General features: G+C 60.3%; 14 protein-coding genes and 2 riboswitches. Of the genes, 13 read left to right on the top strand and 1 reads right to left on the bottom strand.

All coding sequences use genetic code 11. The features are described from left to right. The first annotated feature begins 3 nt into the window (after window positions 1-3). From DLM_RS14595 to cheD, 6 genes are read left to right on the top strand one after another with little or no spacing between them, the layout of a single operon-like run. Window positions 4-2,295, top strand: coding sequence for a chemotaxis protein CheW (locus DLM_RS14595; protein ID WP_089083556.1), 2,292 nt, complete (start codon window positions 4-6; stop codon window positions 2,293-2,295). Window positions 2,296-2,311: 16 nt separating this feature from the next. Continuing rightward, the gene (locus DLM_RS14590) at window positions 2,312-2,806 is read left to right on the top strand and encodes a chemotaxis protein CheW (protein WP_089083557.1); all 495 of its coding nucleotides are present in this window, start codon (window positions 2,312-2,314) and stop codon (window positions 2,804-2,806) included. A gap of 30 nt (window positions 2,807-2,836) precedes the next feature. Continuing rightward, entirely contained in the window at window positions 2,837-5,608 is a 2,772-nt protein-coding gene (locus tag DLM_RS23950; protein ID WP_089083558.1) for a methyl-accepting chemotaxis protein, read from the top strand. An 18-nt stretch (window positions 5,609-5,626) separates the two neighbouring features. Then, the gene (locus DLM_RS14580; protein WP_089083559.1) at window positions 5,627-6,469 is read left to right on the top strand and encodes a CheR family methyltransferase; all 843 of its coding nucleotides are present in this window, start codon (window positions 5,627-5,629) and stop codon (window positions 6,467-6,469) included. A gap of 1 nt (window position 6,470) precedes the next feature. After that, on the top strand, window positions 6,471-7,550 hold the full coding sequence (locus DLM_RS14575; RefSeq protein WP_089083560.1) for a protein-glutamate methylesterase/protein-glutamine glutaminase: 1,080 nt from the start codon (window positions 6,471-6,473) through the stop codon (window positions 7,548-7,550). After that, window positions 7,547-8,152: a chemoreceptor glutamine deamidase CheD gene (gene cheD, locus DLM_RS14570; RefSeq protein ID WP_089083561.1), complete on the top strand. Its 606-nt coding sequence runs from the start codon at window positions 7,547-7,549 to the stop codon at window positions 8,150-8,152. The genes DLM_RS14575 and cheD overlap by 4 nt, the downstream gene beginning before the upstream one ends. Window positions 8,153-8,164: 12 nt before the next feature. On the opposite strand, the gene fdxA is transcribed toward cheD, so the two are convergent. Further along, a complete protein-coding gene (gene fdxA, locus DLM_RS14565) occupies window positions 8,165-8,491 on the bottom strand; it encodes a ferredoxin FdxA (RefSeq protein ID WP_089083562.1) in 327 nt (108 codons plus the stop codon). 184 nt (window positions 8,492-8,675) lie between these two features. Here fdxA and gluQRS point away from each other — a divergent pair, with 184 nt between their 5' ends. The 7 genes from gluQRS to gcvH all read left to right on the top strand — a co-directional run bounded on the left by gluQRS (window position 8,676) and on the right by gcvH (window position 17,071). Then, window positions 8,676-9,563, top strand: coding sequence for a tRNA glutamyl-Q(34) synthetase GluQRS (gene gluQRS, locus DLM_RS14560; protein ID WP_089083565.1), 888 nt, complete (start codon window positions 8,676-8,678; stop codon window positions 9,561-9,563). A gap of 376 nt (window positions 9,564-9,939) precedes the next feature. Then, window positions 9,940-11,268, top strand: coding sequence for an amino acid permease (locus DLM_RS14555; protein ID WP_089083563.1), 1,329 nt, complete (start codon window positions 9,940-9,942; stop codon window positions 11,266-11,268). 88 nt (window positions 11,269-11,356) lie between these two features. Continuing rightward, window positions 11,357-12,592 (top strand): arginine deiminase, encoded by a 1,236-nt coding sequence (locus DLM_RS14550; RefSeq protein ID WP_119313252.1) that lies wholly within the window; start codon window positions 11,357-11,359, stop codon window positions 12,590-12,592. A gap of 91 nt (window positions 12,593-12,683) precedes the next feature. Then, window positions 12,684-13,694: an ornithine carbamoyltransferase gene (locus DLM_RS14545; RefSeq protein WP_089086456.1), complete on the top strand. Its 1,011-nt coding sequence runs from the start codon at window positions 12,684-12,686 to the stop codon at window positions 13,692-13,694. Window positions 13,695-14,070: 376 nt separating this feature from the next. Continuing rightward, window positions 14,071-15,015, top strand: coding sequence for a carbamate kinase (gene arcC / locus DLM_RS14540; protein ID WP_119313180.1), 945 nt, complete (start codon window positions 14,071-14,073; stop codon window positions 15,013-15,015). A 238-nt stretch (window positions 15,016-15,253) separates the two neighbouring features. Next, a riboswitch (glycine riboswitch) is annotated at window positions 15,254-15,346 on the top strand. A 10-nt stretch (window positions 15,347-15,356) separates the two neighbouring features. Continuing rightward, window positions 15,357-15,463: riboswitch (glycine riboswitch) on the top strand. Window positions 15,464-15,504: 41 nt separating this feature from the next. After that, window positions 15,505-16,593: a glycine cleavage system aminomethyltransferase GcvT gene (gcvT, locus tag DLM_RS14535; RefSeq protein ID WP_062789778.1), complete on the top strand. Its 1,089-nt coding sequence runs from the start codon at window positions 15,505-15,507 to the stop codon at window positions 16,591-16,593. Between the two features lie 91 nt (window positions 16,594-16,684). Beyond that, window positions 16,685-17,071, top strand: a complete 387-nt coding sequence (gene gcvH, locus DLM_RS14530; protein WP_045846158.1) for a glycine cleavage system protein GcvH — start codon at window positions 16,685-16,687, stop codon at window positions 17,069-17,071. Window positions 17,072-17,107: the final 36 nt, after the last annotated feature.

The raw sequence follows: 17,107 nt of genomic DNA, 5'->3' as shown, positions 1-17,107 counted from the left end.
ATCGTGTCAATCGATATGTCGCAGTTTCATCAGGTATTTTTTGATGAAACCGACGAGCATCTGGCCACCATGGAGTCTGTGCTACTGGCAGTTGATCTGTCCTTGCCAGATAGCGAAGACCTCAATGCCATCTTTCGTGCCGCCCACTCCATCAAGGGTGGTGCCGCCACCTTTGGTTTTGCCGATCTGGCCGAACTGACCCATATTTTGGAAAACCTGCTGGACAAGGTGCGCAAGGGCAGCATGGCGCTCACCAGCGACATGGTGGATGCCTGCCTGCAGTCCAAGGATGTGTTGACCGGCATGCTGGCTGCGCATCGCGGCGCGGCTGCGGTTGAGCCTGGCATCATCGCCGCTGTCGAGCAGCGGCTGTCCCTGCTGGTGGATGGTGGCCCTGCGGTGCCGGCGGATGCTGTAACCGCTCCGCAGACCGAGGTGGCTACGGCGGCCGTCTCCAGTCATACCTTGTATATAGAGCTGGATGATCTGCTTGGCGTCGACTATCCGGCCTTGCTGCAGTCGCTGTCTACGCTGGGCGAGATGACCGTGGTCCAGCAGGGGGGGAGCGATCCGGTACAGCCCTGGGTGCTGGTGTTTACATCGGCATTGCAGGCAGACGAGGTGGCTGAGTCGCTTGCCTTCTCCATTGCGCCGGCGCATTTTCACATCACGGTTGATCATGGGCAGCAGGATGAGGGAGATTTCGGCCTGTTCCTGACTTCCAGCCCGGAGGGCGGCAGGAAAGCGCAAACGTCCGACATCGCCTTTGAAGAAGATGGTTTTGGCCTGTTCGCGCCACCGGACACTGGCAGGACCGCCGCGGCGCTGGAAGACGAAGGTTTCGGTTTGTTTGAACCCTTGCCCGCCGCCCCGGCCAACAGCGAAGTGCTGCATGAAGAAGACGGATTTGGTCTGTTCGCACCCTTGGCAACGGCCACGGCACCAGCCGCGATGCTGCACGAAGAAGAGGGCTTTGGCCTGTTCCTGCCGCTTTGCGCCACGCCATCACATACTGCCCCCATCAATAGCGCAGCGTCTGCTGCAGGCCAGCCGGCAGCACCGCGTGTCGAGCGTGCTGCGCCGGCAGCGGAAAATTCCATCCGGGTCAACATCGACAAGGTGGATCTGTTGTTGAACCTGGTGGGTGAGCTGGTGATCACCCAGTCCATGCTGCTGCAGTCCAGCCAGGCGCTGGATGCGGTTCAGAATGAACGCCTGCTTAGTGGCATTTCCGCCCTGCAGCGCAATGCGCGTGAATTGCAAGAAGCGGTCATGTCTATCCGCATGACCCCGATTGCCTTCGTGTTCAACCGTTTCCCACGCGTGGTTCGCGACCTTGCCAGCAAGTTGGGCAAGCAGATCGAGCTGAAAATGGTGGGAGAGAATACCGAGCTGGATAAAGGTTTTATCGAAAAGCTGGCCGATCCGCTGACCCATCTGGTGCGGAATAGTCTGGACCATGGTATCGAAGCGCCGGACGTTCGGGTGGCCAAGGGCAAGTCGGCGGTTGGCCGGCTGACGCTGCGGGCCTTCCACCAGGGCGGCAGCATCGTGATTGAAGTGACTGACGATGGTGCCGGGCTGCATCGTGAGCGCATTCTGGCCAAGGCGCGTGAGCGTGGCATGCCGGTGTCAGATAGCCTGAGTGATAGCGAAGTATGGGGTCTGATTTTCGAGGCCGGTTTTTCCACGGCCGCAGAAGTGACCGATGTGTCTGGCCGTGGCGTGGGCATGGATGTGGTCAAGCGCAACATCCAGGGCATGGGCGGGCGCATCGATATCGACTCCATGCAGGACTTTGGCACCACCATCAGCATTCGCCTGCCCTTGACGCTGGCCATCATGGACGGCATGTCGGTGGGAATCGGCACTGATCTCTATGTCATCCCGCTGAGCTTTGTACTGGAGTCGCTGCAGCCGCAGGCACAGGACCTGAAAACCGTGGTGGGCAAAGGACAGTTGGTGAATGTGCGCGGGCAGTATCTGCCCATTGTTTCGCTGGCCAGTTTCTTTGGCCATGCCGATGCGGCCAATGCCGATCCGACACGCTCCATCCTGGTGATTGTCGAAGCCGGTGGCCAGCAACTGGCACTGTTGGTGGACGAGCTGATTGGCCAGCAGCAGTTTGTCGTCAAGAACCTGGAAACCAATTATCGCAAGGTCGAGGGCATTTCCGGCGCCACCATCATGGGGGATGGTCGGGTGGCCCTGATTCTGGATATCTCCGTGATTGCCCGCCACAACCAGCGATCTTCACCCGTAGCGGTGCGGCAGGCCGTGGGTGAGGTGGCCTAAGAGGAAGGCAGAGTCAATGACAGAACAACTGGAATACCACCACGGGCAGAGCAAGGCAGTGCGCGAGCTGCTGGTGTTTACCCTGGGGCAGGAAGAGTACGGCATCGACATCCTGAAGGTGCAGGAGATACGCGGTTACGACGCGGTCACGCGGATTGCCAATGCGCCACCCTTCATCAAGGGCGTGGTCAATCTGCGCGGCAGCATCGTGCCCATTGTCGACATGCGCATCAAGTTTGGTCTGGGCGAACCGGTATACGACGCTTTTACCGTGGTCATCATCCTCAATATCTTCCAGCGCACGGTGGGTGTGGTGGTGGATGGGGTGTCGGATGTGATCCAGTTGGCCGAAGACGAGCTGCGCGATCCGCCGGAATTCGGTTCCGTGGTGGAAACCACCTATATCGAGGGGCTGGGTACCAAGGGGGAGCGCATGGTAATCATTGTGGATATCGAGCGATTGATGAGCAGTGCGGAGATGGCGCTGGTCGATGTGACGGACCGTAGCTGAAACCGACAGGGTGTCTGGGAGAGACGAAATATGAACAATCTGAAAGTAACGCATCGTTTGCTGCTGGGTTTTGGCCTGCTGGTTGCCGTCATTATTGCCGCCATGGCGGTGGCCATCAGTCAGATTCACAGCCTGCGCGATGACATTGATGTCATTGCCAATGTCCATGTGCCGCGGGCCTCCGAAGCCAACAAGGTGGTGGATGATGTCAATCTCACCGCGCGTGCCACCCGCACCCTGCTGCTATCCAAGGACACAGCGGTGTTGGAAGTCCAGCACAAGCAGATTGATGAGGCGCTGGGCAAGATCACCGCCCACATGAGCCACCTCGCCAACGGCATACCGGCTAGCGGGCAGGCATTGTTCGATAAGGTCCGGGGGCTGGAAGCCAGCTACCGCCAGCAGTTGCAGCAATTCTTGCAGCAACAGAAGGCCGGGCAGGAAGAAGAAGCCAAGAATTACCTGCTGCAAACCCTGCGTCCCACTCAGGTGGAATACATCAAGTCGATTAGCAACTATGTCGAGTTCGAGGAAGGACTGGCCAAGCAAGTGGCCGAAGGCACTCTTGCACAGGCAAACAAGGCCGGTTTGATGCTTAATGTGCTGATGGCAGTGTCGGTGCTGATTGCAGTGTTGGCCGGCTGGTTGATCAGCCGCTCCTTGCTGCGCCAGATTGGTGGTGAACCGGCCGAAGCGGTGAAGTTGATGCAAGAGCTGGCGGCCGGCGAAGTCACCACCGAACTGAAAGTGGCGGCGGGCGACAGCAACAGCCTGTTTGCCTACATGCGTCAGGCAGCCGACAAGGCGGTGGAGAATATCCGGGTGCGCAATGCGCTGGACCATGCAGCCACCAATATGATGATTGCCGATGCCGACTTTAATGTGGTGTATGCCAACCAATCGGTGGTGAATATGTTTGCCCAGGCAGAAAGCGATATCCGCCGCGACCTGCCGCAGTTTTCCGCCCGTAACCTGTTGGGCAGCAATATTGACCAGTTCCATCGCAATCCGGGCTATCAGCGCGGCCTGATGCAGCAATTGCGCAATCCGCACCATGGCACCATCCACATCGGCGGTCGCACTTTCAACCTGATTCTCACCCCCATCAATGGCAGCAGCGGCAAGCGTCTGGGCTATGGGGTGGAGTGGATAGACCGCACCGCCGAACTGGCACAGCAGGCGGCAGAGCAGCAACGCATCGAGGCCGAGCGCCAGATTGCTGCCGAAAACGCCCGCATCCGCAGTGCGCTGGACAATGTCACCACCAATGTGATGATTGCCGACAACGACCGCAACATCATCTACCTCAACCACAGCGTGGTGGACATGCTGGCGGTGGCCGAAGCCGACCTGCGCAAGGCACTGCCCAATTTCAGCGCCCGGCATGTACTGGGCGGCAATATGGACATGTTCCATCGCAACCCGGCGCATCAACGCGATTTGCTGGCCAATCTGCGCTCCACTTACAAGGCTGACATTACTGTGGGCGGGCGTCATTTCTCACTGACCGCCAACCCGGTTTTTGCTGCGGATGGCGAGCGTCTGGGCAGCGTGGTGGAGTGGAAGGACCGCACCGGCGAAGTGCTGATCGAAAAAGAAGTCGAAGCCATCGTCAATGCCGCGGCCCGTGGTGATTATGGCTCCCGGCTGGCATTGGAGGGCAAGACCGGTTTCTTCCGTGTCCTGTCCGAAGGCGTGAACCAGTTGCTGGGCGTCACCAGCCAGGCGCTGGGCGATATCGCCACCGTGTTGGGCGGACTGGCCCAGGGCGACCTGACCCGCATCATCAAGAACGATTACGAAGGCATGCTGGGCCAGTTGAAATCGGATACCAACGCCACCGTGGAACGGCTGCGCAGCATTGTCGGCAATATCCAGGAGGCCACCAGCGCCATCAATACCGCAGCCCAGGAAATTGCGGCCGGCAACAGCAATCTGTCTGGCCGTACCGAACAGCAGGCGGCCAGTCTGGAAGAAACCGCTTCCAGCATGGAGGAAATCACCAGCACCGTTCGCCAGAATGCCGAGAACGCCAAGAAGGCCAATACCCTGGCCACGGGCGCTTCGGACATCGCCGCGCGTGGTGGCCAGGTGGTGGGCAATGTGGTGTCCACCATGAATGAGATCAACGACAGTGCCAAGAAGATTGTCGACATCATCAGCGTGATAGACGGCATTGCCTTCCAGACCAATATCCTGGCACTCAATGCGGCAGTGGAAGCCGCCAGGGCCGGCGAACAGGGCCGTGGCTTTGCCGTGGTGGCCAGCGAAGTACGCAACCTGGCCCAGCGCTCGGCAGCCGCCGCCAAGGAAATCAAGCTGTTGATCGGCAATTCGGTGGATAAGGTGGAGTCCGGCAGCCGGCTGGTGGATGAGGCTGGCCGCACGATGGAAGAAATTGTCAGCTCCATTCGCCGTGTGGCCGACATCATGAGTGATATTTCGGCCGCGTCGGTTGAGCAAAGCTCCGGCATCGAGCAGGTTAATCTGGCCGTGACCCAGATGGACGAAAACACCCAGAAGAACGCCGCACTGGTAGAAGAAGCTGCCGCGGCGGCGGAATCGCTGGAGGAGCAGGCACGCCACTTGATGGATGCCGTGTCCATCTTCCGGCTGGATGCCGCCGCTGCCCGCCAGTCGACTCCGCGGCTGACACAGCGCGAGTCGGCACCTGCGGCGCGCCTGGCCCATCATGTCGGGCAACAGGTGAAACCGGTTGCTTCCCATCTGCCGCTCAGTGCCGAGCGTATCAAGACGCTGCCCGGACCAGCACCGCACGATGATGAATGGGAGGAGTTTTGAGCCGCGCGGTGAAGCCCGATGAGCGCTGAACGCGATATCAAGTTCACTGCGGCTGATTTTCGCCGCCTGCGGCAAATGCTGTACCAGCGCGTGGGGATTGCGCTGAATGACAGTAAAAGCCATATGGCCTATTCCCGGCTGGTAAAGCGTGTGCGCCAGCTGGGAATGCGCCAGTTTTCCGATTATCTGGATTTGCTCGACAGCAATGTGGACGAAGAGGAGTGGCAGCACTTTGTCAATGCACTCACCACCAATCTGACAGCCTTCTTCCGCGAGCCACATCATTTTGACTTGCTGCGGCTGCATGCGCTGGAAAGGGCAGGGCAGGACCGGGTATACCGGGTATGGAGTGCCGCCGTCTCCACCGGAGAAGAGGCGTACTCGATCGCCATCACCCTGCTGTCGCTGCCGCAGCTTAACCGTAAGCGGCTGGAACTGGTGGCATCCGACATCGATACCCGGGTGCTCAGCCATGCCGCAGATGGCATCTATGATGCCGACCGCGCCAAGGCGCTGGACGAAGCCCAGCTCAAGCGCTTTTTCCTGCGCGGCGTTGGCCGTAATGCCGGCAAGATCCGCGTCCGGCGCGATGTGCGTGACCAGCTATCGTTTTACCAGTTCAACCTGATTGCCGCACAGTGGCCCGATATGGGGCGCTTTGACGTGATTTTTTGCCGTAATGTGCTGATCTATTTCGACAAGCCCACCCAGGCCGCCATCCTGCAGCATTTTGCCACTTGCCTGCAGCCGGATGGTTTGTTGTTCCTGGGGCATTCCGAAAACATCCAGCATCTGTGCGATGCCTTCCAGTCCTGTGGCCGGACCGCTTATCGCCTGGTAAACCCTGCGGTGCGAGGATGAAATGAATACGAGCAGCAGCCGTAAAATCAGAATCGTGGTGGTGGATGACTCGGCGCTGATCCGCAGCCTGCTCACCAGCATCATCAACGAAGCGCCGGACATGGAGGTGGTGGCCACCGCCTCTGATCCCATTGTTGCGCGCGAGCGCATCCGGGAAACCAATCCGGACATGATCACGCTGGATGTGGAAATGCCGCGCATGGACGGGCTGGAGTTTTTGCGCCGGCTGATGCGGCTGCGCCCGACACCGGTGCTGATGATTTCCTCGCTGACCCAGAGCGGATCGGAAACCACCCTCAGCGCGCTGGAGCTGGGCGCAGTGGATTTTCTGCCCAAGCCGACGCTGGATGTCAGCAACACCATGCAGTCCTATGCCGAGGATATCCGCGACAAGATCCGCATGGTGGCGGCAGCCCGTTTGCGCCGCCCGGCCCTGTTTGCCGCCGCCCCCCGGATTGCCTCGCCACGGCTGGCACCTAGCCTGCTGCGGCAAAATGCCATCATCGCGGTGGGGGCCTCCACCGGCGGTACCGATGCCATCAAGGAATTTCTCGACAAGCTGCCGGCCAACTGCCCGCCGGTGATGATTGTGCAGCACATGCCGGAAGGCTTCACCCTGTCCTTTGCCCGCCGCCTGGACAAGCTGTGTGCCATGCATGTGAAAGAGGCTGAGGACGGCGAACCGCTGTTGCGTGGCACTGCCTATATTGCCCCTGGCCATTCCCACATGCGGCTGGGCAAGGGCGCGCAGGGCTTTGTCATCGGCCTGGACCAAGGACCGCCGGTCAATCGCCATCGCCCCGCGGTAGATGTGCTGTTTGCCTCGCTGGCCACGCTGGCGGCTGCCCAGACCGTTGCCGTCATTCTTACCGGCATGGGCCGGGATGGCGCGCAGGGCATGCTGCAACTGCGCCAGGGCGGTGCCATCACCTTTGCCCAGGATGAAGCCAGTTGCGTGGTATACGGCATGCCGCGCGAGGCGGTGGCACAAGGCGGGGTGATGCATGTGCATCCGCTGTCGCAACTGGCTGACAAGGTCATGGATTGCCTGCGCCTGCCGCATGAGCGGGAGGGCATATGACGTATTCCGACCAGCCTGCAGAACGCCTGTATTTCGACCGCCAGTTTCAGGTGGAAGCCATCAAGATTCTGCCGGGCGAATATTTCGCCACTCGCCAGCCACTGATGCTCACCACCTTGCTGGGTTCCTGCGTGGCGGCATGCCTGATGGACCGCGTCGCCGGGGTGCATGGCATGAATCATTTCCTGTTGCCGCAGGGTAGCGACTGGCATAGCCAGACCGGCGTGCCGGCGCGCTTTGGGGTCAATGCCATGGAACTGCTGATTACCGATATGCAGAAACTGGGAGCCCAGCGCCAGCGGCTGGAAGCCAAGGTGTTTGGTGCCGGCAATGTGCTGGATGGCATGTCGGTGGTGAACATCGGCGAGCAGAACAGCGAGTTCATCCGTACCTACCTGAAAAGCGAGGGCATTCCCCTGTTGGCGGAGGATTTGCTGGGCAGCTTTGCCCGCAAGATTTTTTTCTTTCCCGGCGATGGCCGGGTCATGGTGCGCAAGCTCAAGGGCAGCCGCACCCTGGTGTCCAAGGAAGCCGCCTACCGCCAGCGGCTGGATCGGCAGACTGCTTCCCAGCCGGGCGGCGATATCGACCTTTTCATCTAGGCTTGGCGGCGCTTAGTCGCGTTGCAAATGTGGCAGCTTGTCGCTTACCTCGGCCCAGTCGGCGTGGTCGGGCAGCGGTGGCTTGCTGGCCGTGATGGAGGGCCAGCGTTTGGACAGCTCGGCATTCAGCTGAATGTACACTTGCTGGCTGGCAGGTACGTCGTCTTCGGCATAAATGGCCGAAACCGGGCATTCGGCCACGCATAGCGTGCAGTCAATGCACTCGTCCGGATCGATGGCGAGAAAGTTGGGACCTTCATGAAAGCAATCCACCGGGCAGACATCCACGCAGTCGGTGTATTTGCATTTGACGCAGGCATCGGTTACAACGTAGGCCACTTTTCCTTCCTCCAGATGATGATGTCCTCGCCATCAGGCATGCTGCGGGCAGTATGGCGGCAAGCTGATGGTCGGGCAGGGGCAGATCGGACTTGGATAATTCCGAGTGATTTACTCGGATATTATTCACCAAAAATCGCGCCGCTGCTTCCCCATTGTGATGTTGATTGCCAGAACTGTTGCCATGCCAGTCATTCCTTATCGCGGTCGCTTTGCTCCCAGTCCCACCGGCTTGCTACATGCCGGCTCCCTGATGACTGCCGTTGGCAGCTATCTGGAAGCGCGCTGTCGTGGCGGGGAATGGTGGGTACGCATGGAAGACCTGGACCCGCCGCGCGAGATGCCCGGTGCGGCGGACGATATCCTGCGCACGCTGGAAGCCTTCGGCTTTGAATGGGATGGCGAAGTGGTGTACCAGAGCCAGCGCCACCATCTGTATCAGGCCGCCTTGCAGCAATTGATAGACAGTGGCCATGTTTATCCCTGCAGTTGCTCGCGCAAGGAAATCACCAGCATCGCCCGCCGTGGCGTGGATGGCCATGTCTATCCCGGCTGGTGTCGTGACGGCTGCCGCAAGCAGCGTGAACACCATGCCTGGCGTTTGCGGGTGGATGATGTACCGGTCAGCTTTGCCGATCGGCTGCAAGGGGTGTACCAGCAAAACCTGGCCCACGATATCGGCGACTTCGTGCTGCTGCGCGCCGATGGTTTCTGGGCCTACCAACTGGCCGTGGTGGTGGATGATGCCGAGCAGGGCATGAGCGATATCGTGCGCGGTGCCGACCTGCTGGTGTCCACGCCGCGGCAGATCCATATCCAGCGCTGCCTGGGTTTGCCCACCCCCGGCTATTGCCACTTGCCGCTGTTGGTGAATGCGGCGGGGGAGAAGCTCTCCAAGCAAACCCTGGCACCGGCCATTGACCGGGCCGCCGTGGCCAAGGAACTGCGTCTGGCGCTGTGTCGGCTGGGCCATATCCCCCCGGCTGAGTGCCAGAGTGCCAAGGAGTTGTGGCAATGGGCCTGCGCTAACTGGTCGCTGGCGGCAGTACCCGCTGGGCCTTGCCAGCTTTGACCTGCGGTTCTGCTTGATTTTGCCCGGCCAGTGCCGGGCATGTTGTTATGCCGTGGTGGCTACCCCTTGTTCGCAGTCTTCCCTTCCTTCCTTCCTTCCTTCCTTCCTTCCTTCCTTCCTTCCTTCCTGCACTTTTTCTGATTTCCGACATGGTGCTGCGCTGGCAAACCGCCTAAACCATAGAGATGACCGCCTTGTTTTAGCGTCTGCCATCGCCTGCGGTGTGTCTTGCCGCAGTGCATGTTCAAAACCGCGACATGGAATTACATATGCGTAAATAACATATTTACAAAATAATTAAATACTAATATTGTGAAGCTCATACAGAACACGTTCTTTAACAGCTTCGATTTTCGGCCTCGATGGAGACAAGACCATGAGCGAGACCAAAGTAAAAAAAGCGGCATTGGGCGTGTGGATGTGTACCGCCCTGGTCGTGGGCAATATGATCGGTTCCGGTGTATTCCTGCTTCCCGCTTCGCTAGCCCCCTACGGGGGGATGTCCCTGATCGGCTGGGCAATCACCTCGGCTGGTGCCATTTGTCTGGCGCTGGTGTTTGCCCGGCTTTCCGCCATGATTCCCAAAGAGGGTGGCCCCTACGCCTATATCCATGCCGGCTTTGGCGACTTTGCCGGTTTCTGGATTGCCTGGGGTTACTGGATAGCCCTGTGGGCCGGCAACGCCGCCTTGGCGGTGGCCGCCACCAGCTATATGCAGGTGTTTTTCCCGCAACTGGGGCATGACAACCTGCTGGCAGCTGCCTTTTCCATCGGCCTGATCTGGACCGTTACCTGGATTAACAGCCGCGGTGCGCGCAGTTCCGGCCTGGTGGCGGTGGTGACTACCGTACTCAAACTGGTGCCACTGGCAGCCGTCACCTTTATCGGCTTCTTTTACATGCACCCGGAAAACCTGGTGTTCAACCCGCACGGCAAGCCCTTGTTGAGTTCGGTTTCCGCCACTATGGCGCTCACCCTGTGGGCGTTTCTGGGACTGGAATCGGCCTCGGTTCCCGCCGGTGATGTGGTCAACCCCAGCAAGACCATTCCGCGTGCCACCGTCATCGGCACCTTGCTGGCCACCGTGCTGTACATCCTGTCCACGGTGTCGCTGATGGGGGTGATGTCACCGGCCATGCTGGCCAATTCTCAAGCCCCGTTTGCCGATGCCGCCCGCCTGATGTGGGGCGACTGGGCCTACTGGGTGGTAGGGCTGGGGGCGGTGGTGTCCTGCTTTGGCGCACTCAATGGCTGGAGCCTGATGCAAGCCCATGTGCCCCATGCCGCCGCCAGGGACAAGCTGTTCCCGCGCCGCTTTGGCCAGACCAACCGCCAGGGTGTGCCGCTGTTCGGCCTGCTGCTGTCAAGCGGCCTGGTGACGGTGCTGCTGGCGATGAAATACGCGGGCGGGGAGGGCGGGGTGAAGATTTTTGAATTCATCATCCTGCTGGCCACGGCCACCACCTTGCTGCCCTATGCCTTCTGCGCGATGGCGCTGCTGGCCATCATGCTGATGCAGAAAGGCAAATACAGCCGGCGCGACTTTACCGCGCCGCTGATCTTCTCCTCCATCGGTTTTCTTTATGCGGTGTGGGCACTGTTTGGTGCCGGCGCCGAGATTGTGATGTGGGGAGTCCTGTTGTTGATGCTGGGTTTGCCAGTCTATGTCTGGCAGATCAAAGAACGTTACGAGACCGAAAACTGAAGCCAGCCTTTTGCTGTTCACTCCTTTGCGCCAGCAAGGGAGTGTACGGAAACAGGTTTATGCAATTACTGATTGAAAGGATTTCATCATGACCGGCAAATTTGGTGTTCATTCCGAATGTGGCAAGCTGCGCAGCGTGATGGTGTGCCGTCCGGGCCTGGCTCACAAACGCCTCACCCCCGACAACTGCCACGACCTGCTGTTTGATGACGTGATCTGGGTGGAACGCGCCCAGAAAGACCACGCCTACATGGTTGAGCAGATGCGCGCCCGCGGCATCCATGTGATCGAAGCCCACGACGCACTGGCCCAGGTGCTGGACGACAAGGCCGCCCGCAGCTGGCTGCTGGACCGCAAGGTCAAGGCTGACAACGTCGGGATCGGCATGCTGACCGACCTGCGCAGCTGGCTGGACGAAATGCCGTCCACCCAACTGGCCGAGCACCTGATCGGCGGCATCGCCAAGTTCGAACTGCCGTTCGACCCCAAAGGCCTGTTCGGCGGCTATCTGGACCAGTCCGAATTCGTCATCCCGCCGATTCCCAACAGCCTGTTCCAGCGCGACCCGTCCTGCTGGATCTACGAAGGCGTGACGCTCAACCCGATGTACTGGCCGGCCCGCCGTCAGGAAACCCTGATCCTGCAAGCCATCTACCAGCACCACCCGTACTTCGCCGGCAAGGTGAAGGTATGGTGGGGCGACTGCGACAAGAACCACGGCCCGGCCACGCTGGAAGGCGGCGACGTGATGCCGATCGGCAACGGCGTGGTGCTCATCGGCATGGGCGAACGCACCAGCCCGCAAGCCGTCGTGCAAGTAGCCCGCAATGTGCTGGGCAAGGAAGGCGGCGCCACCCGCGTGATTGCCTGCCAGATGCCCAAATCGCGTGCCGCCATGCACCTGGACACCGTGTTCAGCTTCCTCGATATCGACCTGCTGTCGGTGTTCCCGGACGTGGTCAACGAAATCGTCTGCACCAGCATCTACGCCGGTGACAAGGAAGGCGAAGTCCGCTTCGAACGCCACGACGGCGTGCCGTTTACCGAAGTGGTGCGCCAGGCCCTCGGCCTGAAGGAAGTCCACATCATCCAGACCGCCGGCGATGCCTACCAGCGCGAACGCGAACAATGGGATGACGGCAACAACGTGGTGGCCCTGGACCGCCGCGTGGTGGTGGCCTACGACCGCAACACCTACACCAACAAGCTGATGCGTCAGCACGGGGTGGAAGTGATCGAGATTCCGGCCTCCGAACTGGGCCGTGGCCGTGGCGGTGGTCACTGCATGACCTGCCCGATCATCCGTGACGAAGTGAAGATTTAAACCGCTGCCCCCGCAGCACACCAAGCACATCAATCTCGCCCGGTGGCGACGGCCAAGCCCGCCACCCGGCACCGAAACAAGGAGTGTTACCATGGCCTTCAATCTGCGCAACCGCAACTTCCTCCGCATGCTGGACTTCACCCCGCGCGAAATCCGCTACATGCTCGACCTGGCCCGCGACCTGAAACGCGCCAAGTACACCGGCACCGAACAGCAACACCTGAAGGGCAAGAACATCGCCCTGATCTTTGAAAAAACCTCCACCCGCACCCGCTGTGCGTTCGAAGTAGCCTGCTACGACCAGGGCGCCAACGTCACCTACCTCGGACCGTCCGGCTCGCAGATCGGTATCAAGGAATCGATGAAAGATACCGCCCGCGTGCTGGGTCGCATGTATGACGCCATCGAATACCGCGGCTTCGACCAGGACATGGTGGAAAACGAACTGGCCAAATTCGCCGGCGTCCCGGTGTACAACGGCCTGACCGACGAATGGCACCCCACCCAGATGCTGGCCGACGTGCTGACCATGTGGGAAAACAGCGACAAGCCGATCTCGCAAATCAGCTACACCTACCTGGGCGACGCCCGCAACAATATGGGCAACTCCTTGCTGGTGATTGGCAGCAAGCTGGGCATGGACGTGCGCATCGGCGCCCCGAAACACCTGTGGCCGACCGATGAACTGGTGGCCGAATGCCGTGCCATCGCCGCCAAGACCGGCGCCCGCATCACCCTGACCGAAGACGCCGCCGAAGCCGTCAAGGGCACCGACTTCATCCACACCGACGTGTGGGTATCGATGGGCGAACCGGCCGAAGTGTGGGCCGAACGCATCCGCCTGCTGAAACCTTACCAGGTGAATGCCGCGCTGATGGCTGCTGCACAGAACCCGCAAGTCAAGTTCATGCACTGCCTGCCGGCGTACCACAACAGCGAAACCAAGGTGGGCAAGGAAATTGCCGCGCAATACCCGGACCTGGCCAATGGCATTGAAGTGACCGAAGACGTGTTCGAAAGCGAAGCCTGCATTGCCTTCGAGCAAGCCGAGAACCGCATGCACACCATCAAGGCCATCCTGGTCGCCACGCTGGGCGATTAAGACTGGACAACGTGGCAAAGCCCCGCTGCGTTGTTGCGCCGCCTTGCCGTACGACCTGTACTGTCTGCGGCGGCGCGCCTGGCAGCAGCCGCTGCGCTGACTTTGCCACGTCGCCAGCGTGTAAGGCAAAACGCCGTGCAAGCAGCTGAATCACCTGAAGTTGAAGTCTGACAGCTATACCGTTTCACCCACCACGACGACACCCCCTTGCAGTCGTGGCGGCGGAATCCGCTCCCCCTCACTCAGGCGGATTCCACCCTCCGGCAGGTCATCCCCCGGTGACCTGCCGCCCCATCCGACACACACCGGCCTGCCACAGGCAGACCGGCCACGCCACTGTCCCGCACGCGCGGACAGGGCCAGAAAAGGAAACATCATGCGAGTCGTCGTAGCCCTGGGCGGCAATGCCCTGCAACGTCGTGGCGAAGCCATGACCGCTGACAACCAACGCGCCAACGTCAAGGTGGCCGCCGAACAACTGGCCGCCGTCACCCGGCTGGGCCACAACCTGGTGATGTGCCACGGCAACGGTCCGCAAGTCGGCCTGCTCGGCCTGCAAAACGACGCCTACGCCCGCCACGTCGACGGCAAAGTCACCCCCTATCCGCTGGATGTCCTCGGTGCCCAGACCGAAGGCATGATCGGCTACATGATCGAACAGGAACTGGGCAATGTGCTGCCGTTTGAAGTGCCGCTGGCCACCATCCTCACCCAGACCGAAGTGGACGCCGCCGACCCCGCCTTCCAGAACCCCACCAAGTTCGTCGGCCCGGTGTACAGCAAGGAAGAAGCCGAAGCGCTGGCTGCCAGCCACGGCTGGACGGTGAAAGCCGACGGCGACTACTACCGCCGCGTGGTACCGAGCCCGAAACCGAAACGCATCTTCGAACTGCGCCCCATCAAATGGATGATCGAAAAAGGCGCGGTCGTGATTGCTGCCGGTGGTGGCGGCATCCCCACCATGTACCAGGGCGACAAGCTGGTGGGCGTGGAAGCGGTGATCGACAAAGACCTGGCCTCCGCCCTGCTGGCCCGCGAAGTGGACGCCGACTACTTCGTCATCGCCACCGACGTGAAGAGCGTGTTTGTTGGCTGGGGCACCCCCGAAGCCAAGGCCATCCGCCACGCCCACCCGGACGAAATGGACAAGCTGGGCTTTGCCGCCGGCTCGATGGGCCCGAAAGTGGAAGCCGCCTGCGAATTTGCCCGCTTGACCGGCAAGCGTGCGGTGATTGGCGCGCTGGAAGACATCGAGAAGATCGTCAAGGGCGAAGCCGGCACCATCATCTCCACCGAGAAGAGCGGTATCGAGTGGTACTGAGCGAGGGCTGAAACACCTGCGGCGGCGTGGCGACGTCGGCTGAAGGGCAGGTGAGATGTGGATCAACAAGGGCTGCTGTGGCAGCCCTTTTGTTATGCCTGATCAATAATGAATAAATTGTGACAAGGAATTATTCGTATTTTTTCGATTACGAAAATAATGCAAAAACAACAGGATAGATCACTTCGCGTGAAGATATTCTTGGCTTGCCTTTGTCTTTATCTGCAACGATAATCGCCCCCATCATGCAGGAGAGAGTGGCCAATCGCGGCCACCGCCGAAGGCGCAAGCGCACCCGCAATCGCTCAGGCAAAAGGACTGCATCATCGGATATCACGTATCTGCTTTACTCTGGAGAGCGCTGCCCATGAAGGCAGCCACCGAAGGGGCTAACGGCGGCTGAAAATGCCCGCCGGAAAATCTCAGGTGTCAGGACAGAGGGGTGTTGTACCAAGACAGGCAAAACACCCCCTTTGCAAGGACGCACAGATGACGGCCCCGAAACGTACCCCCCTGTTTGACGCTCATGTCGCCGCCGGCGCCAAGATGGTTGATTTCGCCGGTTGGGAAATGCCCATCCATTACGGCTCCCAGCTGAAGGAACATGAGATCGTGCGCAGCGACGCCGGCATGTTCGATGTGTCCCACATGACCGTGATCGACATCACCGGCAGCGATGCCAAGGCCTGGCTGCAACAACTGATTGCCAACGACGTGGCCAAGCTGGGCTTTGAAGGCAAGGCGCTGTACTCCGGCATGCTGACCGAAGACGGCACCGTGGTGGACGACCTGATTGTCTACCTGACCTCCTACGGCTACCGCATGGTGGTGAATGCCGGTACCACTGATAAAGACCTGGCCTGGATGGAGAGCCACAAGGCCGGTTTTGATGTCTCCCTCAATGTACGTCGCGACCTGGCCATGCTGGCCGTGCAAGGCCCCAATGCCATTGCCAAGGTCTGTGCGGTAAAGCCGCAACTGGCCGACGCCATTCAATCACTCAAGGTATTCCAGGGCTTGCCTGCAGGCGACTGGTTCTTTGCCCGAACCGGCTATACCGGTGAAGACGGTCTGGAAATCATGATTCCGGCTGGCGAAGCCATCAACTTCTTCAATCAGCTGGTAGAGGCCGGTGTGGCCCCCATCGGCCTGGGCGCCCGCGACACCCTGCGTCTGGAAGCCGGCATGAACCTGTACGGCCACGACATGGACGAAACCGTGTCCCCGCTGCAGGCCGGCATGGGCTGGACCATCGCCTGGGAACCGGCCAGCCGTGACTTTATCGGCCGCAAGGCACTGGAAGCCCAGAAGGCCGCCGGTGTGCCGATGAAGCAGGTGGGCCTGGTGCTGGAAGGCCGTGGCGTGCTGCGTGAAGGCCAGAAAGTGGTGGTGGAAGGCGTGGGTGAGGGCATCATCACCAGCGGCACCTTCTCGCCCACCCTCAAGCATTCCATTGCCATTGCCCGCGTACCGGCCGCAACCGGTGCCGACGCACAGGTGGATTTGCGTGGTACGCTCACCGCTGTCCGCGTGGTGAAGATGCCGTTCGTGCGCAACGGCAAGAAAGTTTTCGAATAACAGCGAGCCGGGAAACACCGCACCAGCCTGCGCGCTGCGCTGCGGTTTCCCGCTCCCGTAACGGTTCAATCAATCCGAGGAGATTCAATCCATGAGCAATATCCCTGCCGAACTGAAATACGTTGCCAGCCACGAATGGCTGCGTCTGGAAGCCGACGGTTCCGTCACCGTGGGCATTACCGAACATGCACAAGAGCTGCTGGGCGACATCGTGTTCGTCGAGCTGCCGAAAGTGGGTGCCAAGCTGGCTGCTGAAGAGCAGGCCGGCGTGGTGGAATCGGTAAAAGCCGCTTCCGATGTATACGCCCCGATCGCCGGTGAAGTGCTGGAAGTGAACGCCGAACTGGAAGCCGCTCCCGAGCTGGCCAACAGCGAGCCCTATGGCGCTGGCTGGTTCTTCAAGATCAAGCCGGCCAATGCCGCAGATCTGGACAGCCTGCTGGATGCCGCTGGCTACGCCAAGGAAATCGGCGCCTGATTGCACGCTGTCAAAGCCTCGTGATGCTTACCATCG

This window comes from Aquitalea magnusonii (genome assembly GCF_002217795.2).
Classification (GTDB): Bacteria; Pseudomonadota; Gammaproteobacteria; order Burkholderiales; family Chromobacteriaceae; genus Aquitalea; species Aquitalea magnusonii_B.
Note: the sequence above shows the minus strand (reverse complement) of the source record. Positions and strands in the feature narration are given on the sequence as shown.